General features: G+C 56.0%; 22 protein-coding genes. 19 read left to right on the top strand and 3 right to left on the bottom strand.

Going from position 1 to position 24,518, the window contains the following annotated elements:
• The first annotated feature begins 71 nt into the window (after positions 1 to 71).
• The gene (locus GOX73_RS19545) at positions 72 to 1,427 is read left to right on the top strand and encodes an aspartate aminotransferase family protein (RefSeq protein WP_171126965.1); all 1,356 of its coding nucleotides are present in this window, start codon (positions 72 to 74) and stop codon (positions 1,425 to 1,427) included.
• Complete coding sequence (locus GOX73_RS19540) at positions 1,424 to 2,263, top strand: EamA family transporter (protein ID WP_171126964.1); 840 nt, start codon at positions 1,424 to 1,426, stop codon at positions 2,261 to 2,263. The genes GOX73_RS19545 and GOX73_RS19540 overlap by 4 nt, the downstream gene beginning before the upstream one ends.
• Here GOX73_RS19540 and GOX73_RS21095 read toward each other — a convergent pair.
• On the bottom strand, positions 2,220 to 2,453 hold the full coding sequence (locus GOX73_RS21095; RefSeq protein ID WP_171124772.1) for an HAD hydrolase-like protein: 234 nt from the start codon (positions 2,451 to 2,453) through the stop codon (positions 2,220 to 2,222). The two genes, GOX73_RS19540 and GOX73_RS21095, sit on opposite strands and share 44 nt — an antisense overlap.
• A gap of 362 nt (positions 2,454 to 2,815) precedes the next feature.
• Positions 2,816 to 3,151, bottom strand: coding sequence for a hypothetical protein (locus GOX73_RS19530; protein WP_171126963.1), 336 nt, complete (start codon positions 3,149 to 3,151; stop codon positions 2,816 to 2,818).
• A gap of 528 nt (positions 3,152 to 3,679) precedes the next feature.
• Here GOX73_RS19530 and GOX73_RS19525 point away from each other — a divergent pair.
• The 16 genes from GOX73_RS19525 to GOX73_RS19450 all read left to right on the top strand — a co-directional run bounded on the left by GOX73_RS19525 (position 3,680) and on the right by GOX73_RS19450 (position 22,450).
• A complete protein-coding gene (locus GOX73_RS19525; protein ID WP_171124768.1) occupies positions 3,680 to 4,696 on the top strand; it encodes a substrate-binding domain-containing protein in 1,017 nt (338 codons plus the stop codon).
• A gap of 94 nt (positions 4,697 to 4,790) precedes the next feature.
• On the top strand, positions 4,791 to 6,320 hold the full coding sequence (locus GOX73_RS19520; protein WP_217351023.1) for a sugar ABC transporter ATP-binding protein: 1,530 nt from the start codon (positions 4,791 to 4,793) through the stop codon (positions 6,318 to 6,320).
• Positions 6,321 to 6,334: 14 nt separating this feature from the next.
• Entirely contained in the window at positions 6,335 to 7,330 is a 996-nt protein-coding gene (locus GOX73_RS19515; protein ID WP_171126962.1) for an ABC transporter permease, read from the top strand.
• Entirely contained in the window at positions 7,330 to 8,310 is a 981-nt protein-coding gene (locus GOX73_RS19510; protein ID WP_171126961.1) for a sugar-binding transcriptional regulator, read from the top strand. Before GOX73_RS19515 ends, GOX73_RS19510 begins: the two co-directional genes overlap by 1 nt.
• Positions 8,300 to 9,295: an aldo/keto reductase gene (locus GOX73_RS19505; RefSeq protein ID WP_171126960.1), complete on the top strand. Its 996-nt coding sequence runs from the start codon at positions 8,300 to 8,302 to the stop codon at positions 9,293 to 9,295. Before GOX73_RS19510 ends, GOX73_RS19505 begins: the two co-directional genes overlap by 11 nt.
• Before the next feature lie 33 nt (positions 9,296 to 9,328).
• Positions 9,329 to 11,050, top strand: a complete 1,722-nt coding sequence (locus tag GOX73_RS19500; protein WP_171126959.1) for a glycerol-3-phosphate dehydrogenase/oxidase — start codon at positions 9,329 to 9,331, stop codon at positions 11,048 to 11,050.
• Entirely contained in the window at positions 11,041 to 11,883 is an 843-nt protein-coding gene (locus GOX73_RS19495; protein ID WP_171126958.1) for a class I fructose-bisphosphate aldolase, read from the top strand. Before GOX73_RS19500 ends, GOX73_RS19495 begins: the two co-directional genes overlap by 10 nt.
• Complete coding sequence (locus GOX73_RS19490) at positions 11,876 to 13,396, top strand: FGGY-family carbohydrate kinase (RefSeq protein WP_171126957.1); 1,521 nt, start codon at positions 11,876 to 11,878, stop codon at positions 13,394 to 13,396. Before GOX73_RS19495 ends, GOX73_RS19490 begins: the two co-directional genes overlap by 8 nt.
• A complete protein-coding gene (locus GOX73_RS19485; protein WP_171124747.1) occupies positions 13,393 to 14,403 on the top strand; it encodes a zinc-binding alcohol dehydrogenase family protein in 1,011 nt (336 codons plus the stop codon). The genes GOX73_RS19490 and GOX73_RS19485 overlap by 4 nt, the downstream gene beginning before the upstream one ends.
• A gap of 19 nt (positions 14,404 to 14,422) precedes the next feature.
• Positions 14,423 to 16,036: a GMC family oxidoreductase gene (locus tag GOX73_RS19480; RefSeq protein WP_171126956.1), complete on the top strand. Its 1,614-nt coding sequence runs from the start codon at positions 14,423 to 14,425 to the stop codon at positions 16,034 to 16,036.
• Positions 16,037 to 16,039: 3 nt separating this feature from the next.
• Entirely contained in the window at positions 16,040 to 16,324 is a 285-nt protein-coding gene (locus GOX73_RS19475; protein ID WP_171126955.1) for a putative quinol monooxygenase, read from the top strand.
• Between the two features lie 356 nt (positions 16,325 to 16,680).
• The gene (locus tag GOX73_RS19470) at positions 16,681 to 17,697 is read left to right on the top strand and encodes a substrate-binding domain-containing protein (RefSeq protein ID WP_217351022.1); all 1,017 of its coding nucleotides are present in this window, start codon (positions 16,681 to 16,683) and stop codon (positions 17,695 to 17,697) included.
• A 208-nt stretch (positions 17,698 to 17,905) separates the two neighbouring features.
• On the top strand, positions 17,906 to 19,432 hold the full coding sequence (locus tag GOX73_RS19465) for a sugar ABC transporter ATP-binding protein (protein ID WP_171135067.1): 1,527 nt from the start codon (positions 17,906 to 17,908) through the stop codon (positions 19,430 to 19,432).
• A complete protein-coding gene (locus GOX73_RS19460) occupies positions 19,429 to 20,457 on the top strand; it encodes an ABC transporter permease (protein ID WP_171126953.1) in 1,029 nt (342 codons plus the stop codon). Before GOX73_RS19465 ends, GOX73_RS19460 begins: the two co-directional genes overlap by 4 nt.
• A complete protein-coding gene (locus GOX73_RS19455) occupies positions 20,457 to 21,479 on the top strand; it encodes an ABC transporter permease (protein WP_171124735.1) in 1,023 nt (340 codons plus the stop codon). The genes GOX73_RS19460 and GOX73_RS19455 overlap by 1 nt, the downstream gene beginning before the upstream one ends.
• The gene (locus GOX73_RS19450; protein ID WP_171124733.1) at positions 21,476 to 22,450 is read left to right on the top strand and encodes a sugar-binding transcriptional regulator; all 975 of its coding nucleotides are present in this window, start codon (positions 21,476 to 21,478) and stop codon (positions 22,448 to 22,450) included. The genes GOX73_RS19455 and GOX73_RS19450 overlap by 4 nt, the downstream gene beginning before the upstream one ends.
• A gap of 251 nt (positions 22,451 to 22,701) precedes the next feature.
• Here GOX73_RS19450 and GOX73_RS19445 read toward each other — a convergent pair whose 3' ends face one another.
• Positions 22,702 to 23,337, bottom strand: coding sequence for a TetR/AcrR family transcriptional regulator (locus tag GOX73_RS19445; protein WP_171124731.1), 636 nt, complete (start codon positions 23,335 to 23,337; stop codon positions 22,702 to 22,704).
• 127 nt (positions 23,338 to 23,464) lie between these two features.
• Between GOX73_RS19445 and GOX73_RS19440 the strand changes: the two genes are divergently transcribed.
• Positions 23,465 to 24,517 (top strand): extracellular solute-binding protein, encoded by a 1,053-nt coding sequence (locus tag GOX73_RS19440; protein ID WP_171126952.1) that lies wholly within the window; start codon positions 23,465 to 23,467, stop codon positions 24,515 to 24,517.
• Position 24,518: the final 1 nt, after the last annotated feature.

The raw sequence follows: 24,518 nt of genomic DNA, 5'->3' as shown, positions 1-24,518 counted from the left end.
CAGCTCGCGGGGCCCCAAACGGGGCCTCGCACATTTGACTTCACCGGATGCGAGCCAGAATCGAGGACCATATGTCAGTCAGCATTACCCACACTGAAGGTGAGTCCAACACCTCGGATGCGCGTAGGTCTTGGTTAAAGTCGTCGATTGGCCCTCGGTCCGCGCCGTTGCTGAAACGGGACTCGGATGCGTTTTTGCATCAAAGTCTGTCCAGCCCCTGCGTTAGCACCATCGCCAAGGCAGAAGGTATCTGGATCGAAGATTTGGATGGCCGCCGGTACATGGATTTCCATGGCAACTCGGTCCATCACATCGGCTATGGTCATCCGCGTCTGATCAAGGCGATCAAGGCACAGTTGGATGACCTGCCCTTTGCCCCGCGTCGCTTTACCAATGATCCTGCGGTGGAACTGGCTGAGAAGCTGGCCGAGATCGCGCCCAGTGATCTGGGCAAAACCCTGTTCACAACCGGCGGATCGGACGCCAATGAGGTGGCGCTGAAAATCGCGCGTGCTGCGACGGGCCGGTTCAAGACCGTCAGCTTTTGGGATGCTTTTCACGGCGCAGGTTTTGGTGCGGCTTCAGTCGGCGGAGAGGCCACGTTTCGCAGCCATATCGCAGGCCCTCTGATGCCGGGGGCCGAGCACGTCGCACCCTTCGCCTGCTATCGCTGTCCGTATAACCACGCCGGGCCTGAAACCTGCGGTCTGGCCTGTGCCAAGATGGTTGAATTCGCCTTGGAACGCGAAGGCGATGTTGCCGCCGTGATCGCGGAACCCATGCGTGCGGTGCCTTATGTGCCCCCGGCGGGATTCTGGAAATCGGTGCGCGAGGCCTGCAATCGGCATGGCGCGTTGCTGATCATGGATGAGATTCCGACTGGCCTGGGCAAGACCGGTAAGATGTTCGCCTTCGAACATGATGAGATCGTGCCCGACATCGTTACCCTTGGCAAAGCCCTTGGCGGAGGCATCTTGCCCATTGCCGCCTGCATCGCCCGCCGCGATCTGGACGTGTGCGGAGATTTTGCGATCGGGCATTACACGCATGAAAAAAACCCGGTCACGTCGCGCGCCGCTTTGACCACGATCCAGATCATAGAAGATGAAGGTCTGGTCGACCGGTCCTCCGAACTGGGGGCCCACGCGATGGGGCGGCTGGAATCCGAACTGGCTCAGGTTGAGATCGTAGGGGATATCCGGGGCCGTGGCCTGATGTTCGGGGTCGAGATCGTCAAAAGCCGCAGCACCCGCGAGGCAGACGATGCCAGTGCCGAACGCATCTATTATGATTGTCTGAACGGCGGTGTAAGCTTCAAGATCAGTCAAGGCTGCGTGCTGACGCTTTCTCCGCCGCTGACCATTTCGCGGGATGATCTGGATCGCGCGCTGGATACCGTCATTGCGGCGATAAAGGCGCAAGCTTGACTCTCTCGATTGTGCTGATCGTTTTGACTGCGGCAATTCTTCACGCGTCCTGGAACGCAATCGTCAAAGGCGCACCTGACAAAGCCATCGTTCTGGGGTTGGTGTCGCTGGGTCACGCTATTCCGGCATTGTTTGCACTGCCTTTTCTGGGCTTGCCGGTCTGGGCAGCGGTTCCGTTTATCGTCGCCTCAACCCTTATCCACTGGGGGTATTATTGGTTTTTGAACGCCGCCTACAAGCATGGCGACTTGTCGGTGGTCTATCCGATCTCACGCGGAATAACACCGATCCTGGTTGCACTGGGCGCGATCTTTTTCGCAAATGAGTTTCTTTCGATCGGGGCGTGGATCGGGATTCTTTGTATTTCTGTGGGTATTGGATTTCTGGCTCTTGCCGGATTGGGTAAACACACCAATTGGATCGCAATAGCGGCAGCGCTCGGCACCGGGCTGATGATTGCGTCTTATTCAATTGTTGATGGAATAGGCATAAGATTGTCCGAAAACACGCTGGGCTATATCGCGTTACTGTTTGTCGCAGAAATATTCGTTGCCTTCTTTGTCTTTACGACTCGTTGGCAAAGACTTGTAGCCATGCCCAGAAACTTCGTTTGGGCTGGTCTCACTGGCGGGGTAATATCGGGACTGGCGTATGGTCTTGTATTATATGCCAAGACGTTTGCACCTTTGGGCATGGTTTCCGCACTGCGCGAGAGTTCTGTAGTCTTCGCCGCCATAATCGGCGTTATGTGGTTTGGCGAAGGGCCTAAATCCAATCGACTTTTTGCGGCGATCACCGTTGCCATTGGAATTGTCGTATTGGCGTTTTCGCGGTGACTGGCCCGGCTGCTTGCGCCGATGCGACGTCAGTCGACATTTGATAGCCAATCGTAATAGTAGACTGCTTTTCAGTTCCCAGGGTTTCCAGCGCGCAATTGAGTAAGAAAGGCTCGGGTTTTTCAACTTTGATTGGTGATACACCAGAGGCCGTTTCAATTGCCTGTAACAATGAAACTGTGCCGGGCACAACTCCGGTTTCCTATGGAGCCATCGTGTCCGGATTGGTGCCGATAAAGAGTGCGCCTCGTAAAGTAGCGGATTGCGCCCTGGACACTTTTCATAGCTGAAACCAGGATCAATTCGCGCGAGAAAGGCAGAAACATCTTCGTCAGAAACAACGAAGCCTTGATCCCGAACCCAATTGGCGAGATTGGCAGACCCCAAAACCACTACCAACGCGTTTGGTTCCAGAAGTTGCGCCAACTTCTCGGCTGCAACGATCTTGGTTGTATGGATTCCTGCTGGGCTGGTTGCTATCCCGAGCCGGTGATCTTCGTCTTGGCAGCCATATGGGGACTTCCGTATCTCGGGGCTGTACTGGAAAAGAGGTCACTTTTTCATAACCAGCGCATAGATCGAGACAGCGATCGTGTTCATAAGACCATAGATCAGTTGGGTATAGAAGCCCTGCACGCGCATTGCGACGATACCGGCCTCAAGCGATCCGATGATCAGGATGCCTACGAAGGTGCCATACATCGAACCACGCCCGCCAAAGACCGACGTGCCTCCGATAAACACCGCCGCCAACGCGGGCAACAGGAAGCCGTCGCCGGTGGGCCAGAAATAGGTGACTTCGGACTGCAGGAAGACTGCGGACAGGCCCGACATCGCATCCAGTGTGCTCTGAGGCCATGACAGCTCCGTTATACACCACAGACGCAAAGGTTCCTCCTTCTGGACCTCCGGGAAAGAAAACGAAATTCAATCCCTCACATTCTTCAGCGGCAGAGGAAGACGTCGCCGCAAGAGTCGCCAGTGTTAGTCCGAAAGCCGACGCCAATAATCTGTTCATAGTTATCCTCCCAAATACCTCGTGCGGCACTTTTGGCGCAGATCCAACTGCGCGTCGCCGAGCGATATTCGACCGAGCGTGCAAAAAAGGGATTGGCGGGTTAAAGGATATTTGAATTTAGTACGTCTTATAAAATATTTTTCATTTGAGCATTGTTGATCCCTGACGTTTTACGTGGGTTGGAGCCAGCCTTAATTTTGACGGCACTCCTATAAACAATGTATGAAAAAAATTTCATCAGTACCAAAAATTTTCACAAAGCTGTTGACGGGTGTTTTGGCTGACCTCTAAAACAACTTTACTGCAATAAAACGCAATTAATGAAATTTCTTGCATTTGCCACGTAATGGAGGAAAACTACGAGGCAGGTGCAGGGACACGCTCTTGGGAGGAGTTTTATGAAGTACAAGAAAATCAATGGGTTTGTTGCATCTGCCGCAATTGCAGTTGCTGGTGTAGCGGCGGTTCCGGCACAGGCCGAGGGCATCATGTGTGATCCGGGCGAGACCTATATCATGAACGTCATGGTTTCGGGTCACCCCTATTGGGTACCGGTCTATCAGGGCTTCAAGCAGGCCGCCGAAGCCTTCGGATGCGAGACCGTTTTCTCGGGAACCCCGGATTACGACATCACTAAACAGATCGCCTCGTTCGAGCAGGATCTGGTGAAATCGCCTGCGGGAATTCTGCTTCACCCGATGCAGTCTGACCCGTTCATCGAGCCGATTGACCGCGCCATCGGCAACGGAACCGAGATCGTGACCTTTGCCGCCGATAGCCCGAATTCCAAGCGGACCGGCTATATCACTTCGGACAACCATGCCGAGGCAAAATTCGCAGCGGAAGAAATCGTCAAGCAGGTAGGCGACAGCGCCGAATATGCGGTTCTGGAGAACCCCGGCCAGTCGAACCATGACCTGCGCGTGACATCGCTAATCGCGTATATGGAGGCCAACTATCCGAATATGAAACTGGTGGGCCGTCAGGCGACCAATCAGGACAGCAACGCGGCTTATCGTGCGACGGCTTCGATCATCCAGGCCAACCCGAATGTCGCGGCAATCTGGATCCCAGAAGCGGGGTCTGCTGAAGGTGCCGTGGCCGCCAAGCTGGAAGCTGAATCGGACATCCTGATCATGCATGCGGACGTCACGCCCACAACGCTGGAGCATATTCGCGCGGGCAACATCCACATGTCGCTGAACCCCAATCAGGGTGTGCAAGGCTTCATGGGCTTCATGGCGGTGCATCTGGCCAACCGGGCGGACATCTTTGATCCGTTCAACGACTGGCAGACCAGTGGATTCAACCCGGTTCAGATCCCGTTCATGGACAATGGCTTTGCGGTCATCACCAAGGACAATGCCGACAGCTTTGATCTGAACGTCTACATGGAAGGCCGTGACCCGGCCTGATCGGGAAACATGCTTCTCCCCGAGGACCGTTTGCTGCCTAAAGACGTCTTCTAAGGTGGGCGGTCCTCAACTCTAAGACTTAGTTAGCCAAGAAATGAACATCGTGATGCGGGATGTGATCCTCAAAATCGAAAACCTCAGCAAGTCCTTTGGTCCGGTCAAGGCGCTGCGAGGGGCAAATTTCGAACTTAAGAAGGGTGAGATTCACGCGATTGCAGGCGAGAATGGCGCGGGCAAGTCGACACTAATGAATGTGATCGACGGGATTTTGCAACCGGACAGCGGGGATATTGTGCTGGACGGTAAAGCGGTCAAAATCTCGTCGCCCACAATGGCACAGCAACTGGGCATTGGTTTCGTCCATCAGGAAATCGCCCTGTGCCCGGATGTGTCGGTGGCCGAGAATATCTTTATGGCCACCACGAATGTCAGCCGGTCGTGGCTGATGGACTACAAGAAACTGGAACGCGAGGCGGTGGATGTATTTCGCCAACTCAGCGATATCGACCCTTCGGTTCTGGTAAAAAACCTATCTATCTCGAATCAGCAACTGGTCGAGATTGCCAAGGCCCTAACGCTGGATTGCCGCATTCTGATTTTGGATGAGCCTACAGCCGCACTCACGGAAACCGAGGCTCAGACCCTGTTTGGGATCATGCGCAATCTGGCAGATCAGGGAATTTCGATCATCTACATCTCGCACCGGATGGTCGAAATATTCGACAATTGCGACCGTGTGTCGGTGTTCCGCGATGGGCAGCACATTGTCACGAATGACGTAGCAGATATTCAGCCCAGCGATGTCGTCAACGCGATGGTCGGCCGGGTGATCGACAACCTGTATCCCGATAAAGCCGCCGAAGGCGCGATTTCGGAGGAAACCGTCCTTAAAGTTAAGGGTCTATCCGAAGCGACGCGGTTTCAGGACGTCAGCTTTGAGCTGAAGAAAGGCGAAATTCTGGGCATCGCGGGATTGATTGGTGCCGGACGAAGCGAGATCGTCAAAGGCATTTGCCAGCTTCAGGGGGATGTCACGGGGGATGTCTGGCTCAATGGTGAAAAGTTAGCGCTACGCAACTATCAAGACAGCATCGCCAAGGGAATGGTGTACCTGTCTGAAGACCGAAAAGGCGACGGCGTTTTCCTTGATATGTCGATTGCGTCGAATGTGTCAGCCTTGAAGGTCGAACAAGTGGCAGGGCCGCTCGGAATGATCCGGACCGGCACCGAAGAGGCTCAGGCCGAGGCTTTGGGGCGTAAGCTGAACCTGAAATGCGGGTCGTTGAGTGATCCTGTTTCGTCCCTGTCGGGGGGGAACCAGCAAAAGGTGGCAATTGCTAAAATGCTCTCGGTCAATCCGCGGCTGATCTTTCTGGATGAGCCGACCCGAGGTGTCGACGTGGGCGCGAAATCGGAAATTCACAAGATCCTGAGAGACTTGGCAAACGATGGTGTCGGGATCGTTGTGATTTCGTCCGAGTTGCCCGAACTGATTGGTGTCTGTGACCGGGTGCTGGTGGTGCGTGAAGGGCGTATCAGCGGCCAAGTCACAGGCGATGAAATGACAGAAGAAAACATCATGCATCTGGCCTCGGTCACGGACGCGCAGGCATCAGTCGCATGAGTGGAGAAGCGAAAATGGACAACACCGTAAATCTGGCCCAAGCGGATGCGGCCGACAATATGCCGTTTCTGAAACGGCTGTTTCGGATGCGCGAAACCGGATTGATCGTGATCATTCTGGCGTTGTTCCTGATCATGTCCTTTGCCTCACCGTATTTTCTGACCTGGGCTAACATGCGGGCAATGTCGATGGCCTTTGCGGTGGATGGCTTGCTGGTGATCGGGATGACGATCCTGCTGATATCTGGAGGCATTGACCTTTCGGTGGGCTCGGTCACGGCACTGGCCATGGTGATCGCGGGCTGGCTGTTTCTGAGTGGAGTAAACCCATGGGTGGCCTCGGCCATGGCAATTGCACTCTGTACGGGTATTGGCGCGTTCATGGGGTTCTTCGTGACGCGCGTAGGGATGCACCATTTCATCGTATCGCTGGCGATCATGGTGATCGCGCGGGGCGCATGCCTGCTGTTCACTGGAGGGCGTCCGCTGGGCCTTTATACCCTACCTCCCGAGTTCAAGTTCATCGGGCAGGGCACCATCGGGCAGATCCCGATCGTGATCGTCATTTTTCTGGTCTTCGTGATCGCCTTTGACTTCATGCTGCGGCGCACGACTATGTTCCGCAAAGTGTTCTACACTGGCAGCAACGAAAAGGCCGCCGCCTATTCGGGTATCCGCACCAGAAAGGTGATCTTCCTGACCACCACGCTCTGTTCAACTCTGTGTGGCATTGCAGGCATTATCTACATGGCGCGGTTCGGCTCGGCCCAACCGACCTTCGGGCTGGGGCTGGAGCTGACCATCATTGCCGCCGCCGTCATTGGCGGGGCCAGCCTGAATGGCGGGTCGGGGTCAATCCTTGGCGCAATCCTGGGCGTGATCCTTTTGTCGTTGGTCTCCAGTTCCTTGGCGCTGCTGGATGTGTCGGTCTACTGGCAGGACATCATCCGCGGCTCGATCCTGTTGGCGGCAGTGACCATCGACCATTACCTGAACAAAAGGCGAGGGTGATGGTCGACAAGAAGAAAGACTTTGAGCTGATCCGGCAGATCCACACCGTTCTGGTCCTGCACTATCTGGAAGGCCAGAAACAGGCCGATATCGCGCGGGCGCTGAACCTGTCGAACTCGAAGGTCAACCGTCTGATCACACAGGGCCGCAAGATGGGCATGGTCAAGATCGACATTGAAAGCCCGTTCGAGACACTGATGGATATCGAACGGGATTTGACAAAGTCGTCGGGCCTGTCTGAGGCCATCGTCACCCCTTCGGTTGCGGGTAGCGAAGAAACAACTCTGCAACAAGTCGGGCGGGCCGCTGCCAACCATTTGATCGAAAACCTTAGCGAAGGTGATGTTATTGCGATCACTGGCGGAAAAGCCGTCAGCGCCACGGTCGAAGCGTTGGAGGTCGAACGCGCAGTCGATGTTACTGTAGTGCCCCTGACCGGCGGCATTCAGGGCAAATACTATACAGATGTTAATGACTTGGCGACGCAGATGGCAGAGCGGTTGGGCGGCAAGACAATGTTGTTGCATGCGCCGCTATTTGCGGAGAGCCGCGATCAGCGGGACATGTTGGAACAGGTCTCTTCGATCCGCGAGGTGCTGGATCTGGCCCGCCACGCCAATGTAGCGCTTGTAGGAGTTGGGTCAATCGAGCCGGAAGGCTCCAGCTACTACGACCTTCACCCAGTGCCCGAAGCAGATCGTAAGATGCTGATGGGCATGGGCGTGATCGGAGAGTTTCTGGCCCACCTGATCCATATCGACGGCTCGGTCTCGAACTATGCGCTGAACTCGCGGCTGGTCTCGGTGTCGCCAAACGATCTTGCGCATTGCAAGCGGGTGATCGGGGTGACCGCAGGAGCGCAGAAAGTGCTGCCGATCAAGGCGGTACTGAACGGAAAGTTTCTCAATTCGCTGATCTTGGACGAGAGCACAGCGACTGCAGTCTTACGGGAAATGGAAGGAGCACGAAATGTCGCATGAAATGTTGACGCGGGAAATCGGAAACTCTGGTATCGAGGCCTCTGTGGTCGGTCTTGGAACCTGGGCCATCGGCGGGTGGATGTGGGGCGGAACGGATGAGGCGAAATCCATCGCCGCAATCCAGGCCTCGGTCGATGCGGGGATTACGTTGATCGACACGGCCCCTGCCTATGGGCAGGGCGTAGCCGAAGATATTGTTGGCAAGGCATTGAAAGGGCGCCGCGACAAGGTGGTGCTGGCCACCAAATGCGGGTTGGTTTGGCATACGCAGAAGGGCAACCATTTCTTCGACTATGACGGCAAGCCGGTGCATCGCTATCTGGGCAAGGACGCGATTATCTATGAGGTCGAGAAAAGCTTGACCCGACTGGGTACCGATTACATCGACCACTACATCACCCATTGGCAGGACCCTACCACCCCCATCGCTGAAACGATGGAGGCGTTAGAGACCCTGAAACAGCAGGGCAAAATCCGCTCTATCGGGGCCAGCAATACTTCGGTCGATGAGGTCAAGGCTTATGTCGCCTCCGGTCAGTTGGACGCCATTCAGGAAGAATACTCGATGGTCAAGCGCGACATCGAAGGCACGCTGCTGCCTATGTGCCGCGAGAATGGTGTGTCGGTCCTTAGCTATTCATCGCTGGCGCTAGGGTTGCTCAGTGGCAAGATCGGTCCTGATCGGGTGTTCGAAGGCGACGATCAGCGCAAGGACAATCCGCGTTTCTCGATGGCTAATCGCCAGAAGGTTGCCAATCTGATGGGGACCATCGCGCCTATTGCCGAGGCACATGGCGCGACGCTGGCGCAGACGGTAATCGCTTGGACCGTGCAACAACCCGGTATCACATTCTCGCTTTGCGGCGCGCGTGACGCGGCACAGGCGGCCGAGAATGCCAAGGCGGGCCAATTGCGCCTGACCGAAGCTGAAACCGCTGACATCAGTGCGCAAGCTATCGCGCACCTGAGCGATCTCGACAGCTAAGACCCCAAGGCCCCCGCAACGAACAGGACCACCATGTCAGAACAAAGACAACAATGCCTGACAAAGCTGCACGAGAACGCTGTTTTTGACGCCGTGGTTATCGGCGGGGGCATAAACGGGATTGGAGTTTATCGGGATTTGGCCTTGCAGGGGCTGCGGGTCTTGCTGGTTGAGCGCAACGACTTTGCCTCGGGGTGCAGCGCCGCGCCGTCGCGGATGATCCATGGTGGATTGCGTTACCTAGAGAATGGCGAATTCGATCTGGTGCAGGAGTCGCTGCGCGAACGCGATGCACTGCTGTTGAACGCTCCTCATATGGTGCGGCCTTTGCCGACGGTCATTCCGATCACTTCGGTGTTTTCGGGTATGTTAAACGCGGTGGCCAGTTTTGTCGGTTGGCAGGGCAAACCCTCTAGTCGTGGTGCGATGCCGATCAAGCTGGGGTTGTCGCTGTATGATTGGGTGACGCGCAAGCGGCGTATCCTGCCAAAGCATCATTTCAACAGCGCAGGGCGAACGCGCAGCGACTGGCCTGAGCTAACGCCCAAGGCCACTCGATCAGCCGTGTATTATGACGCGCAGATCACGCATCCAGAACGTCTGTGTGTCGAAATGATCCGCGATGTGCAGATCGCCGCGCCTGATTGCATAGCTTTGAACTATGCCGAAATGACGCGGGACGGTGAAGATTATGCTGTGACAGACCGGCGCAGCGGTCAGCAATTGCCAGTTCAGCCCAAGGTGATCGTGAATGCCACTGGTGCCTGGCTGGATGATACAGTCCGCAGCCTGGGCGGCGAAGCCAGTCAGCAGATGGTCTCGGGCACCAAGGGTTCGCACCTGATCATCGACAACCCGGCGCTGTTGCAGGCGCTTGGCGGTCATATGGTCTATTTCGAAAATACCGACGGGCGGGTCTGTATCGTGTTTCCCTATCAGGGAAAGGTGCTGGCGGGTTCAACCGATATTCGCGTCGACAAAGCAACGCGCGTGCGATGTGAGCCGGAAGAGTTCGACTATATTCTCGGTTCACTGCGGTTGGTATTTCCTGAGATTCAGATCGCTGCCAAACAGGTTGTGTTCAGCTATAGCGGGATCCGCCCGCTGCCGCACAGTGATCAGGATTTCACCGGTCGGATTTCGCGTGGTCATTACACGACGCGGCTGGACGGATCGGTGCCGCAGTTCTGCATGGTTGGTGGTAAATGGACGACCTTCCGCGCATTTGGTGAACAGACCACGGATAAGGTTCTGGCCGCGCTTGAAAAACCGCGTAAGACGTCGACCCTTGGATTGCCTATCGGGGGCGGAGCACAGTTTCCCGATGATGCGAAAACGCTGCAAAACAGGCTGGTCGAGGACTTTCACATTTCGCCCGACCGCGCGCTGCACCTGATGGAACATTACGGCACGCACGCCGACGATGTGGGACAGTTCTGCCAATCGGTTAAGGATACGCCACTGTTGGCTGGCTGCCCTTATACCGAGGCCGAGATTATTTGGCTGCTGCGCACGGAATTTGTCGAAACCCTGTCTGATATCGTCCTGCGCCGGACCGCTTTGGCGATCACAGGGCAGATTTCGGATGCGCTGCTGGGCCAGTTGGGAACTCTTGTGGCCGCCGAACGCGGTATCAGCCCGCAGGAAATCACTGATCAGACCCAAACGCTTATACATGAATTGTCCGAGTATTACGGCGTGTCCGCCGAAACTCTAACCGCACGAAACAAGGAACGGAGAACAGAATGCGTGTAAGTACCAAAGCCCGAATGAACCGGATGTTTACCAATGGCGGATGTCTGGACGTGGCGATCGACCACGGGGTCTGCAATGAGCCCAGCTTTATGGTCGGGCTTGAGGATATGGCGGGTGTCATGGACACGCTGATTAGGGCCAAGCCGGATGCCATTCAGTGTGCCTATGGGCAAGCCGACCTGCTGCAATTGCGCCCCGAAAAGGACAAGCCCGCGCTGGTGATGCGGATCGACATGGGCAACCCCTATAACGATCAGCGCCACCGGGTGATGTGGTCGATGCTGCAAAACGCAGACGAGCCGATTATCGGCGCACTGGAAATGGACGCCGCCGCCGTTGTCGTCAACCTGTTCATGCTGCCGGACGAGCCTGAACTGTTTCGTCAGTGCGTCGAGAACATCAGCAAGGTGCGCGTGGCCTGTCACAAATACGGTATGCCGTTGATGATCGAACCTCTGGTCATGCTGCCCAATGAAGTGCGCGGTGGTTATCAGGTGGATGGTGACGCCGAGAAGATCGTGACGTTGGTGCGACTGGCCTCGGAAATGGGGGCTGATATCATCAAGGCAGACCCAACCGAAAACCCCGAGGACTTCCACCGCGTGATTGAGGCTGCGCGCGTGCCCGTTCTGGTGCGCGGCGGTGGTAAGGAAGAACTGAAGAACGTGTTGATGAAATCGGCGGCACTGATCGCGCAGGGTGCGCAAGGGATGGTTTATGGCCGCAACATCTATCAGCACGACAATCCCAAGGCGGTTGTGGCAGCATTGATGGCGATGATCCATGATAAGGCCAGCGGCGAAGAAGCGTGGGATATCTATAACCGTGGCTAACAACCAATACATATTGGGCCTGGATGCGGGGAATACGGTCATCAAGGCCGTGCTCTTCGACCTAAACGGGCAGCCCGTGGCGATGCAGGCGCTGGACGGTCAGTCTTCGACCCCGCAACCGGGACATGTGGAGCGTGACCTGAATGAGCTTTGGGCCAATGCACGGCAGGTGATCTCTGGTTGCATCGACAAGGCCGGGGTCACGTCGGATCAGATTATTGGCGTCGGTTGTGCCGGGCATGGCAACGGGCTGTACCTGCTGGACAAGGCGGGTGAACCGCTTGTCGGCATCCAGTCGCTTGACACGCGCGCTGCCGGTCTGGCCGAGGAATTGTCCGAAGCCGCAGGGGATGCTCTGCACGCGCTGTGTTTGCAAAAACCGTGGCCGTCGCAAACCCCGGTTCTGCTGGCTTGGATCAAACGCCACCAGCTCGAGATTTATGTACAGACCGGCACTGTGCTTCTGTGCAAGGATTTCATTACCTACAAGCTGACAGATGAGCAGGTCAGCGAGATATCGGACATGTCGGGCAGTGGTCTGACCCGGATGCCGGACTGCACCTATGACGACACACTGTTGGCGCTTTACGGTTTGGAAGACGCGCGCGAGATGCTCCCGCGCTTGATCGACCCGGCGGATATCGCCGGAACCGTCAGCGCCGAGGCCGCCGCAGCAACCGGCCTGGCCGAAGGCACACCGGTGATTGGGGGCTATTTCGATGTGGTCTCCAGCGCAATGGGCTCGGGCGTCGTGCGTGCGGGCGAGGCGTCGATCATAGCAGGAACCTGGAGCATCAATCAGGTGTTTTCGGACAAACCTGCCGTCAACGATGATCTGTTCATGGTGTCGGGCTTTGGCCCCAACCGGTTCGTGAACATCGAGGCCAGCGCGACGTCGGCCGCCAATCTTGAATGGTATGTGCGTGAATTCGTCGAACGCGGCGCGCATCACGACGATCCTTTTGGGTTCTGCAATGACAAGGTGGCCGAGGTCACCCCTGCGGCGGATGACCCGTTCTTCCATCCGTTCCTTTATGGTTCGGGGCAGGGGGCGTCGTTCCGGGGCGGGTTTTATGGTGTTGCGGGCTGGCACGGTGAAAGCCACATGTTGCGCGCCTTGTTCGAGGGTGTTTTGTTCGAGCACCGCCGCCATATCGAGGTTCTGAAAACCGCAGGCGTCAGTTTTGATCAGGCGGTTCTGTCTGGCGGTGGCTCGCGCAGCCCTGTCTGGCCGCAGATGTTCGCCGATTGCCTTGGTGTACCGATCTATGTGGCCGAAGCGCAGGAAACTGGTGCTTTGGGTGCGGCGATTGGTGTGTCGGTGGCAACGGGCGCGTACGGCTCCTACGAAGAGGCCATCGGTCAGATGACCCGCCGCAAGGCCGAGTTCCAGTCGAATGCGGACATGAAAGCCCATTACGATAACCGCTACGCGCAGTACCTTGCGCTTATCGAAGCCATGCGCGGGTTTTGGGACAGCGCTCAAACTTCAACCGAAAGGAAATCAGCATGAAAGCCGTGGGATTTCTGAAATCACTTCCAATTGACGCGCCTGACAGCTTGATGGATGTCGACCTGCCAGAGCCGGTTCTTCGACCCAACGATCTGCTGGTCGAGGTCGAGGCAATCTCGGTCAATCCCGCAGATGCCAAGCGCCGCATCCGAACAGCAGCCGAGCAGGACCATGCCGAGCCGTTCATTCTGGGATATGACGCCGTAGGTATTGTGCTTGATATGGGCCCCGACGTTACAGGATTCACCAAAGGTGACCGGGTGTGGTATGCTGGCGATGCCGATCGCCCAGGGTCTTATGCTGAGTTGCAGGCGGTCGATCATCGCATCACATCACTTGCTCCGAAGTCGATGGGCCCCGCCGCGGCGGCCTCTTTGCCCTTGGTGTCGCTGACCGCGTGGGAAATACTGTTTGACCGATTGCAAGTTCCCACAAATGAAACGCCGGCCAGCCTGCTGGTTATCGGCGGGGCCGGCGGGGTGGGTTCGATTACCCTGCAACTTGCACGTAGGCTGACTGGATTGAATCTGATCGCCACTGCATCTCGCCCTGAAACGGTCGATTGGTGCAAGGACATGGGTGCGCATCAGGTGGTTAACCATCGCGATCTGATCGCCGAGGTGCAGGCCGCAGGGCATGAAACCGTGGACTACATCACGCAATACGCCGACACCGCACAGCATTGGGATGCCATGTGTGAACTGATCGCGCCGCAGGGCCGCATTGGAACCATTGTCGAAACGTCGGAAAAGCTGGATATCTCGGCATTGCAGGGCAAGTCCGCTGCTCTGATGTGGGAACTGATGTTCACCCGTTCGCTGTTTGGAACGGCAGATATGGCTCGGCAGGGGCAGATTTTGGCTCGTGTTGCCAGTATGGTCGATGACGGGATCATCCGAACGACCGAACAAAAAACACTGAACGGCTTGTCAGCGGAAACGCTGAAAGAGGCTCACGCGCTCATCGAAACCGGTCGCATGATCGGCAAACTTGTCGTCGCATTCTAACCAGAAAGACCAGAATTTCATGACACACGCCCGGAAACTTGATGGCGAATACGACTATATTATCGTCGGTGCAGGCACGGCGGGCTGTGTTCTGGCAAACCGCCTGACTGAAGACCCCAAGACGCGGGTTTTACTGCTAGAGGCGGGCGGATCGGACAATTACCACTGGGTCCATGTCCCCGTTGGCTACCTCTATTGTATTGGCAATCCGCGCACTGACTGGATGATGAAAACCGCTGCTGAGCCGGGGCTAAACGGGCGTTCCCTGGTCTATCCGCGCGGCAAGGTTCTGGGCGGCTGCACCTCGGTCAATGGCATGATTTATATGCGGGGGCAGGCGGAGGACTACGATCATTGGCGTCAACTGGGCAATGCCGGTTGGGGATGGGACGACGTGCTGCCCTATTTTCTGAAGTCCGAGGATCACCATGCGGGCGACAGTGAGATGCACCGCTCAGGTGGTGAGTGGAAGGTTTCAAAGCAGCGTTTGGAATGGGATATCCTGAAGGCTGTGCAGGAAGGGGCCAAGGAATTTGGCATTCAACCACGCGCGGATTTCAACGATGGCAGTAACGAAGGCACCGGGTTCTTCGAGGTCAACCAACGCAAAGGCGTGCGCTGGAATACAGCGAAAGGTTTTCTGCGCCCGGCGATGAAACGCCCGAACCTGCGCGTAATGACTCATGCAGAAACACAGACGTTGTTGTTCGACGGTAAGCGAGTGACAGGCGTTTGCTTTCAGCAAAAAGGCGTTCGCTATGATGCCTTCGCAGGGGCCGAGGTTTTGCTGGCCGCCGGGGCGATCAACTCTCCCAAAATTCTGGAACTCTCGGGTGTTGGCCGAGGTGATGTGTTGGCCGAACATGGCATTGCTGTGCATCACGAAAGCACAGGCGTGGGTGAGAACCTTCAGGATCATCTGCAAATCCGCACCGTGTTCAAAGTACAGAACGCGAAAACGCTGAATACGATGGCTAACTCGTTGGTCGGCAAGGCGAAGATCGCTCTGCAATACGGGTTAACGCAATCGGGGCCGATGTCCATGGCACCCAGTCAATTCGGGATGTTCACCAAATCCAACCCTGATCTGGCGACGCCCGATCTGGAGTATCACGTTCAACCCTTGTCCACTGACAAACTGGGCGATCCGTTGCATCCGTTTCCGGCCATTACCGTTTCGGTCTGCAATCTGCGCCCTGAGAGTATTGGAACCTGCCATATTCAGGGAGCGGATACCTCGGACCAGCCCGATATCCGTTTGAATTATCTGTCCACGGACAATGACAAGCGTGTTGCCGCGAAATCAGTGCGCCAGGCGCGGATGATCATGACGGCGAATGCCCTCAAGCCTTATCAGCCCGAGGAAGTTCTGCCGGGTCCAGCCATGGAAACCGAAGAGGATCTTGTGAAAGGTGTTGGTGACATTGCCACCACGATCTTCCACCCAGTCGGGACATGTAAGATGGGGTCTGATGCATCGGCGGTAGTGGGTACGGATCTCAGAGTGCATGGCCTTGGGGGGATTCGGGTTGTTGATGCGTCAATCATGCCGAAAATCGTTTCGGGCAACACTGCATCTCCTGTTGTTATGATCGCTGAGAAAGCGGCCGACATGATCCGCAACAGGGCCTGAGACATGTCGGAGATTGTGATCATCGCGCGCATCGAGCCGGAAGAGGGCCAGTCAGAAGTGGTGCGCACCGCAATCGAAGATCTCGCAAATGCCAGTCGTCAAGAGGCAGGTAACCGGGGCTATGATGTGTTCTTATCACCCGACAAGAAGACCGAATTTCTGATCCACGAGATTTGGTCCGGGGGTGAGGCGATTACCAGTCACGGGCGCATGCCGCACATGGTCCGGTTCAAAGAAATCGTGAAGGGAAAAGCGCGAATTTCCGTTCAGAAGCTGGCGAAGCTGTAAGCTCGGCGGGATTCTTTTCACCAAAATCTAACAGTGATTCAGAGCATTTTTCTTTTCGGTCACCATTGTGCTGACCAGGATACGTCTGTGCTGCAACGCCCTTCTAAAGAGAATGAACTTTATGTGTTTATTTTCAAGTATTTATGAGATTATTGCAATAGCGGATCCACAAATTTCTTAAGCTTATCGGGCGCCAAAAACAGTTGACTAGGCAAGCAAAATGATAATAATAACATAAACTGTAATATATTTCAGCATCGATTCCTGAGGAGAGGTTCGGGCTGGAATTGCGGCTCTGATGCCTATTGTTTCAGATCAGCCGCGCTCTGGAGGAAACAAAAAGGGAAGAGATGAAAATGCAGCGGAGGAATGTACTCAAGGCGGGTCTGCTGGCCACGACACTGACTTTTGTTGGTGGGGCCGGGGCTTTTGCTGATGATGGGAAGCGGATCGCATTCTTTGTGTCCGACTTGTCGAACGTATTTCACCAATCTCAGGCGGCCGAGGCCGAGCGCTATGCAAAAGAAAAATATGGTGCAGAGGTTGTGGTCTTTGACGGCCAGGCAGATTCTGCTGTCATGACTCAAAATGTCGACCAGATCGCCGCCGGCGGTTTTGATGCAGCCACTCTGCACATCTGGGATGCTGAGGCCGCGACGCCCGGCGTCGAAGACGCGTTGGCCGACGATATTGTCATGACCTCGTTCTTCAGCCCGATCACCGACACGGGCATCCCGACCGCACGCAGCGATGAAGCCGCAGTGTCGTTCGAAATGGGCGCACAGATGGCCAAAGCGTGGAAAGAGGCACATCCTGACAAGTCGATCGTCATGGTGCAACTGGGTTGGCCGAACCACACCGAGGTAAACTCGGGTCGGACAGCGCCTTTTGCTGAAGGTGTGCTTTCGGTTGATCCTGACGCTGAAAACCTGGGCGCGCTGGATTCCAGCAAGGGTCAGGAAGCGGCCAAGCAGATCATTGTCGACCTGCTGACCCAACGGCCCGAGGTGAACTTGATCTATTCCGAAGCCTCTAACCTGACCGTCGGTACTATGGCCGGCCTGGCGCAACTGGGTCGTGGCAAGTTCGACAACGGCAAACCGCTGACTGAAATCGTGGCAAGCGTCGATTTTGACTCGGTCGAATTCGAGCAGGTCTATGATCCGAATTCCAGTCTGAAAGTCTCGATGGGCCTGCCGCCGGTTGAAACCGCACAAGGCCGCATCGACCTGATCATGGATGTTCTGGATGGCAAGGTCGCACCAACCTCAGACACAGCGGAGGAGTTCTTCTATAAGGCCTACACTGTATCTTACTGGTCGATGCCGAAAGATGAGGCAGAACAGTGGCTTAAGGACCAGTTCGGCGGCTAACCGACCCTGACGAACCTATCGTTGCGATCAGGCCTAATACCCGACTTTTGACCTGATCAGCCCGGTTGGTTCTTTAATTGCTGCCAACGTCGTAACCTCGTCCTCCCTACTGAGGCCGGCGTTGGTAGCAACCTATTCAAAATCAGATAAGCTTGGCCCATGGAAGCGACCAGTTCGCTGCCACTGTTGTCTTGCGAAAATAAAGGGAATGATCGTGCAGACTGCCTTTGCCGACAATGCACAGGAAAAAGCTCTGTCCGTCAGGGATCTGACCAAGGACTACCCCGGTGTACGCGCCGTGGACACCGTGTCGTTCGATATTGACCGGAATACGGTGCATTGCCTGGTCGGCGAGAATGGGGCGGGGAAGTCAACTATCGTCAAGATGCTGACAGGCGCGCTTGCCCCGACAAGCGGATCAATGGCCATTCTGGGTCGTGATCATGCGCCTAGCAGCACGCAGGATGCACGCGAAAGCGGTATTGGCACGCTGTTTCAGGAACTGCACGTTGTTGATCAACTGACTGTCTTGGAAAACCTGACCCTCGGGATGGAGGCCAGTCGGCTTGGTTTCCTGGTCAAGTCCGATCTAGAGGAGCGGGTGACTAAAACACTCGCGGCAATTGAACCGACGATCGACCCCAGTGCGCGCGTTTCATCGCTGAGTGTGGCGCAGAAACAGATTGTCGAGATTGCCCGCGCGGCCTCATCAGGGGCCAGTATTATCATCATGGATGAACCCACCGCCGCCTTGTCAGAACGCGAGGTCGAGCGCCTGTTCGGAGTAATCCGCAGGCTTCGGGACTCGGACGTGACGGTCATCTATATCTCGCACAAGCTGGATGAGATTTTTGAGCTGGGCGACAACGTCACCGTCATGCGTGACGGCAAGCACATCGCCACCAAACCTCTGGCGGACGTGAACGGCCGGCCCGAGTTGATAGAGATGATGGTGGGGCGCGCGATAACCCATGACTACGAACCGCGTGGTGAAATTGCCGACAAACCGGTGCTAACGGTCAAAGGGCTTAGCAATCACCTTCTGAAGGACGTTTCATTTCATGTGAATGAAGGCGAAATCGTTGGTTTTTATGGCCTCGTTGGCGCGGGCAAGACCGAAGTGGCGCGCGCCATATACGGGGCCGACAAAGCGGACGGGCAGATTGATTTTCTAGGCCGAAAACGTCCCTCCTCGCCGAAAGAGGCCATCGCGGCAGGGATTGCTCTGGTCCCCGAAGAGCGGCGCACGCAAGGTCTGTTCACGGAACTGACGATCCGGCGCAACATTCCGATCATGAACATCCGCAAGCTTGCCAGTTTCGGTGTGTTTAAGGATGAACGCGAAAAGGAAGTTGCCCGGGAATATGTCGGTAAACTGGGGATCGCGACCAATTCGATTGAGAAGTACGCCGAAAAGCTTTCGGGTGGGAACCAACAGAAGGTCGTTTTGTCCAAGTGCCTGTTCGCGGATGCAGATATGCTGCTGCTGGACGAACCAACACGCGGCGTCGACGTCGGGGCAAAGTCCGAGATTTATGATCTGATCCGCGATCTGGCCAATAATGGTCGCGCGATCTGTATCTTTTCATCCGAACTGGAAGAGGTGTTGGGCATCTGCGACCGGGTGTTCCTGATGTATGACGGGCGGGTTGAAGCTGAAATCCAAAACGAAGCAGAGGTCGATATTCCTCAGATTCTGAATGTCGTAACCGGCGGAGGCGGAAAGAAGCCATGACCGACCAAGCAATTGCGGGCCGCAGGCTGGCCGCACGGGACAACAGGTTAAGTGATGAGATGTTCATCACGTCGCTTGTCGCCGGAGCTGCGGTGGCGTTGTTCCTATTAGCCTCCATTCTGGTGCCGAATTTCTTTCAGTTTCAGAACGTTGTGAACCTGGTGACAAACAACTGGGCGGTGATCTCACTCGGGGTCGGTGTGACGTTCTTGTTGGTTTCGGGGAACTTTGACCTGTCAGTCGGAGGCATCGTCGCACTGTCGGGTGTTTTGGCCGTGTGGTTTGCGCAGTCGACCGAAGGTGCGAACGCTTTGTCCTCGGGCTGGGGAATGCCGACTTGGCTGGCGATGGTCTGCGCCCTGATCGGCGCAATGCTGATCGGGGCAATCAATGCGGTATTTGTTGTCGCGCTGCGGGTGCCGTCAATCATCGTCACGCTGGGCACGATGATGCTGGCGCGGGGGATCGCGCAGGTGGTCACGCAAGGCTCGCAACGTAACACAAACCTGCCGTCAGATTTCGGTGTGCTGGGGAACATGACCATGTTCGGCACTTCGATCAAACTGCCGGTTGTGCTTATGACGGTCCTGATCCTTGTGGCCGTTTTTGTAGAACGCAAGACGGTGTTTGGCCGGTTGACCTATCTGATCGGAGCCAACCCTGTCGCATCGCGGCTTTCGGGAGTCGATAACGCGCGGCATGTCATCAAGCTGTATCTGTTCAGCGCGGCCATGGCCGGAGCTGTTGGCATTTTGCTGGCCTCGGAATTCAAATCCGGGTTCTCAAACCGTGGCATGCTGATGGAGTTTGACGCGCTGGTCATCTCGCTGTTGGGTGGCGTCGCAATTGCAGGCGGGTTCGGGTCAGTGATCGGGATGTTCTTTGGAGCAATCATATTGGCGACCGTGACGTCTGCGGCTACCGGGTTGGTTCTTTCGCCTGACTGGCAAATCACCCTCAAGGCCATCGCGGTGTTCATCGCAATCATGGCTCAGACTTGGGCTCTGGCCCGGAGACATGCATAATGACCGATCTGACCCAAAACCCCAGTTCTGGCGATCGTGTAAAACGGTTCCTCAAGGACTATTACATCTATCTGGTCCTGATCCTTGTTGTGGTTGTTCTAAGCACCGCCAATCTGGACAAGTTTCCCCTGTTCGAGCGTGGCAACTTCCTGAGTGAGCGCAATATCATCAACATCCTGCGTATTTCGGCACCGATCCTGACGCTGGCCGGGGCGTTCACGTTGTTGATGATCTCGGGCTATATCGACTTGTCCGTGGGCAGCGCCATGAGCCTGAGCGCGGTTGTCTATGCTATGCTCGTAATCAACGGGGTACCTTTCCTGCCGGCTTTTGTTGCGACCGTTGTATTGGGCGTTCTGCTGGGGGCTATTAACGGGTTTCTTGTGATCCAATTAAAGATCACGCCAGTCATCGCCACGCTGATCACCCTAAGCCTTTATAAAGGCATCGCATTGTTGCTGGTTGAGGATGGTGTTTCGGCGATCAAATCCGGCGGCGACCTGAAAATGCCCAGTTGGTTCAACGATTATGGACGAGATGGTGTGCTGTTTGGTCTGCCGTGGGCCTTTTGGGTGGCCATACTGGTTACGATTGCAATGATCATCGCGCAGGATCGGATGAAACTGGGCAAATACGCCGCTGCAACCGGGGGCAATCCGACGGCTGCGAAATTGTCAGGTATCAATACGGCGCGGACGGTGATCCTGCTTTATGTGCTGGTCGGGGTTTGTGCGGCGCTGGCGGGCATTGCGCGGTCCAGCTTTATGTCGCTGGGCGACCCACTGTCGGGCGACGGGATGGAACTAACCGCTATACTTGTGGTTCTGTTGGGTGGTACAGCCTTCAGCGGCGGCGAAGGGCGGGTTCTGAAATCCTTTATCGGGGCGCTGATCATCATGTCTTTGACTGTGGGCATGTTGACACTGGTGCCCGCCTATTTCCAAACTCTGGTCGTTGGCACCGCGTTGTTGCTGGCGGCGGCATCGAACCATTTGGTGAGCAGAAGGGACAGTGAAAATTGAACGCATCCGGACCCGATCCCGACACGCTGCGCCTGATCGCCCGTGTCCTGACCCTGCATTTTCAAGAGGGGCTGCTTCAGGCTGACATTGCCAACAGCTTGAAATTGTCGACGGCCAAGGTGAACCGGCTGATCAAGCAGGGCCGCGAGATGGGCATGGTCGAATTTCGCATCCACAGCCCGTTCCAACGTCTTTTCGAGCTGGAACGCCAGATGAAGGAGCGCTGGCCGCTGTCCGCTTGCCTTGTGGTCAACACCGTAACCGAAAACGCTGAAATCACGCTGGATCAGGTCGGAAAATCGGCGGCGCAGCATCTGCAGCATATTCTTGGACCCACCGACGTTTTGGCAATATCTGGCGGCAAAACGCTCAGCGCCGTCGCGGACCATTTGAAGCCGGGCGGAGCAGCGTCGAATGTCGTGGTGCCAATGACCGGAGGGGTGCAAGGCCAGCATTATACCGATGTGAACCACATCGCGACCCGTATCGCCGACGGTTTGGGAGGTTCGGCAACCCTGATCCACGCGCCCTTACATGCTGATACGCAGGACGAACGAGATGTTCTGCTGTCAGTGCGTGCAGTGAGCGATGTGCTCACCCAAGCGCGGAACGCAAATGTCTCTCTCTTGGGACTGGGAGCTGTAACCGAAGAGGATGCGACTTATTACAAAGCGCACCCCCTGTCCGAAGAGGACCGGTCGCAGCTCTACGATAGCGGGGTCAGGGCGGAACTGCTTGGGCACTTGGTCGATTGCGAAGGTGAGCTGTGCAGCACCGCGCTTAACTCCAGACTTGTCAGCCTGCCGCTGAAGGACGCCAAATTAGTTCCGATCCGCATTGGTGTTGCCTCCGGTATCGATAAGGCTGAACCGGTACGTGCTGCACTAAATGGGGGCCATATCAGCACTTTGGTCATTGATGATGTTACAGCGCAGGCGGTATTAAACGAGGCAAGCGAAAACGCCGTTTGAGAAAACACTGGTTTTGTCTGATTTTGCTGCCAAAGACTGAACATCTGGCTGAAGTCACCGACTGAACTTTGTGCCGTCGCTGACCCTGTGGTCGCCGGATCTGACTAATGCTGGGATGCAAACCTTTCGCTAGATCAGCAATGGTCAATTCACGCACAGACTCCGCCCGTTACAGCAGTTCACACAGGATGCAGGAAAATTGATTCTCCTGCTCAACCTGCGTTGCCTTCAAAGAAATTTGCGAAAAAACCCTATTGATTTGTCACTGGGGCATCTCCTGACATGAGAGACGCGACAGGTGCGATCTGTGCCGCGATTTGAGTTCTGAGCTGAACGAGTGTGATGTCATCTTGTTTGACGAATTCAATGAACGCCTGATTTAATGCGCCAAATATTAGTGTGCCCAGGTCTGTGGCGATTAGGTTCTGGCGTACCAGCTTCCGGCCCTGCAGAACCCTGATCAATTCGGTCACCTGTGCTGCAAGCCGACGATCCTGTTCCGCGTAACGCCGACCACTTGGTGTGTTGGGGTGTTCGATGGAATGGGCAATCGCCGCGCGCCACATTTCCTTGGATAGGTACTCGAGCGAGTGATCGTAATATTGATAAATCAACGCCAGAAGCGCGTCGTCTACGCGCTGTGGTGGGTTGGCCAGAATCGGCGCGCCTGCGGCGATGACTTCTTCGACCTCCATGGCGACGGTGGCAATCAGAATGTCGCCCTTGGTCTCATAATAGTTGTAGACCGTGCCGACCGACACTTCGGCCATTTCTGCCAGATCTTCGATTTTCACCGACCGATAGCCGTGTGACCGGAATTTCGCGGATGCGGCTTCCAGAATGCGACGCTCGCGCGCTGCTTTTTGCCGCTCTCGTAATCCTGCCATGTGGAAAAACGACCTCGTGTAACACAAATCCAAATTTAGAGTTGACTTAAAAGATGAGGCTGTTCAAGTTTTTTCGGACAGACCCACACAAAAACCGGGCGATCCGTAATCAACAGGAGATGAACGAATGCAAACCGGACGTAAAATCCTTGGCGCGTCGACGCTGGCCTTGATGGCTGGCACTGCCTGGGCCGAGGGCGAATTGAATGCGTTGGTGTGGTGCGACCATACTGATCCCGAACTGATCGCGCCGTTTGAGGCGGAACATAACGTCAAGGTCAACCTTCGCGAATACGAAGGAACCGGCGCGGCGCTGGCATTGCTGGAGCAATCCAGACCCGGCGACTGGGATGTGCTTGTGGTGGACGGGATCGACGTGTTCCGCGCAGTCGAAGCCGGTGTTCTGGCCCCGCTGCCCGAGGGCGCGATCTCGACTGCGGATTACTTCCCCGAAGTGGTCATGGCCGAAAACAACTCAGTCGACGGCGTGACCTATGCCGTGACCGAGAAATTTGGCTACAACACGATCTCATACAACTCGGCCAAGGTCGATCCCGCGGATATGGAAAGCCTGACCAGTGTCTGGTCCGAGAAATATGACGGGCGGATTTCGATCTATGACTACTACCTGCCCGTGATGGGGCTGGCTGCTATTGCCGAAGGCATTGCAACGGATGCGATTGGCCCGGGAGATTTGGCAAAGATCGATGGTGTGCTGTCAACCATGCGAAGCCGAGCGGCCTCGGTCGCGGGGGTGGTTGCGGCGCAAACGGCGCTGGCGACAGGCGAGGTGGATATCGTTGTCGGTGGGGGTGAGTGGCTGACGGCCGTGCTGGCCTCGGAACAGCCGGAACTGACATGGACCATCCCCAAGGAAGGCGCGGTTCGCTGGGCACAATCCATCGGCGTGGTTGAAGGGGCCAGTAACCCAGATCTGGCGGTTGAGTTCATCAAATATATCACCAGCCCGGAAGGGCAGGCTCGTTTGGCGACGTCTTCGTGCTTTTGGGGAATGCCCGCAAATGCCAAGGCCGGAGACGTTCTGACCGATGCGCAGAAAGACATCCTGCGCTGGGATCAGCAGCCTGACTATTTGGCGCTGACACAGCTATATCCTGCACCGGATGCGGATCTGGATATCGAGATGCAGGATCTGTGGCTGGAAACTCTGCAGCAGTGAG

The organism is Ruegeria sp. HKCCD7221 (genome assembly GCF_013031225.1).
Classification (GTDB): Bacteria; Pseudomonadota; Alphaproteobacteria; order Rhodobacterales; family Rhodobacteraceae; genus Ruegeria.
The sequence above is the reverse complement of the archived record's forward strand: the minus strand, read 5'-3'. Positions and strand labels throughout refer to the sequence as shown.

Bases quoted from the DNA above. Each gene is read 5' to 3' on its own strand.
- GOX73_RS19545 (WP_171126965.1), top strand. From the start codon at position 72: ATGTCAGTCAGCATTACCCACACTGAAGGTGAGTCCAACACCTCGGAT.
- GOX73_RS19525 (WP_171124768.1), top strand. From the start codon at position 3,680: ATGAAGTACAAGAAAATCAATGGGTTTGTTGCATCTGCCGCAATTGCA.
- GOX73_RS19520 (WP_217351023.1), top strand. From the start codon at position 4,791: ATGAACATCGTGATGCGGGATGTGATCCTCAAAATCGAAAACCTCAGC.
- GOX73_RS19515 (WP_171126962.1), top strand. From the start codon at position 6,335: ATGGACAACACCGTAAATCTGGCCCAAGCGGATGCGGCCGACAATATG.
- GOX73_RS19510 (WP_171126961.1), top strand. From the start codon at position 7,330: ATGGTCGACAAGAAGAAAGACTTTGAGCTGATCCGGCAGATCCACACC.
- GOX73_RS19505 (WP_171126960.1), top strand. From the start codon at position 8,300: ATGTCGCATGAAATGTTGACGCGGGAAATCGGAAACTCTGGTATCGAG.
- GOX73_RS19500 (WP_171126959.1), top strand. From the start codon at position 9,329: ATGTCAGAACAAAGACAACAATGCCTGACAAAGCTGCACGAGAACGCT.
- GOX73_RS19495 (WP_171126958.1), top strand. From the start codon at position 11,041: ATGCGTGTAAGTACCAAAGCCCGAATGAACCGGATGTTTACCAATGGC.
- GOX73_RS19485 (WP_171124747.1), top strand. From the start codon at position 13,393: ATGAAAGCCGTGGGATTTCTGAAATCACTTCCAATTGACGCGCCTGAC.
- GOX73_RS19480 (WP_171126956.1), top strand. From the start codon at position 14,423: ATGACACACGCCCGGAAACTTGATGGCGAATACGACTATATTATCGTC.
- GOX73_RS19475 (WP_171126955.1), top strand. From the start codon at position 16,040: ATGTCGGAGATTGTGATCATCGCGCGCATCGAGCCGGAAGAGGGCCAG.
- GOX73_RS19470 (WP_217351022.1), top strand. From the start codon at position 16,681: ATGCAGCGGAGGAATGTACTCAAGGCGGGTCTGCTGGCCACGACACTG.
- GOX73_RS19465 (WP_171135067.1), top strand. From the start codon at position 17,906: ATGATCGTGCAGACTGCCTTTGCCGACAATGCACAGGAAAAAGCTCTG.
- GOX73_RS19460 (WP_171126953.1), top strand. From the start codon at position 19,429: ATGACCGACCAAGCAATTGCGGGCCGCAGGCTGGCCGCACGGGACAAC.
- GOX73_RS19455 (WP_171124735.1), top strand. From the start codon at position 20,457: ATGACCGATCTGACCCAAAACCCCAGTTCTGGCGATCGTGTAAAACGG.
- GOX73_RS19445 (WP_171124731.1), bottom strand. From the start codon at position 23,337: ATGGCAGGATTACGAGAGCGGCAAAAAGCAGCGCGCGAGCGTCGCATT.
- GOX73_RS19440 (WP_171126952.1), top strand. From the start codon at position 23,465: ATGCAAACCGGACGTAAAATCCTTGGCGCGTCGACGCTGGCCTTGATG.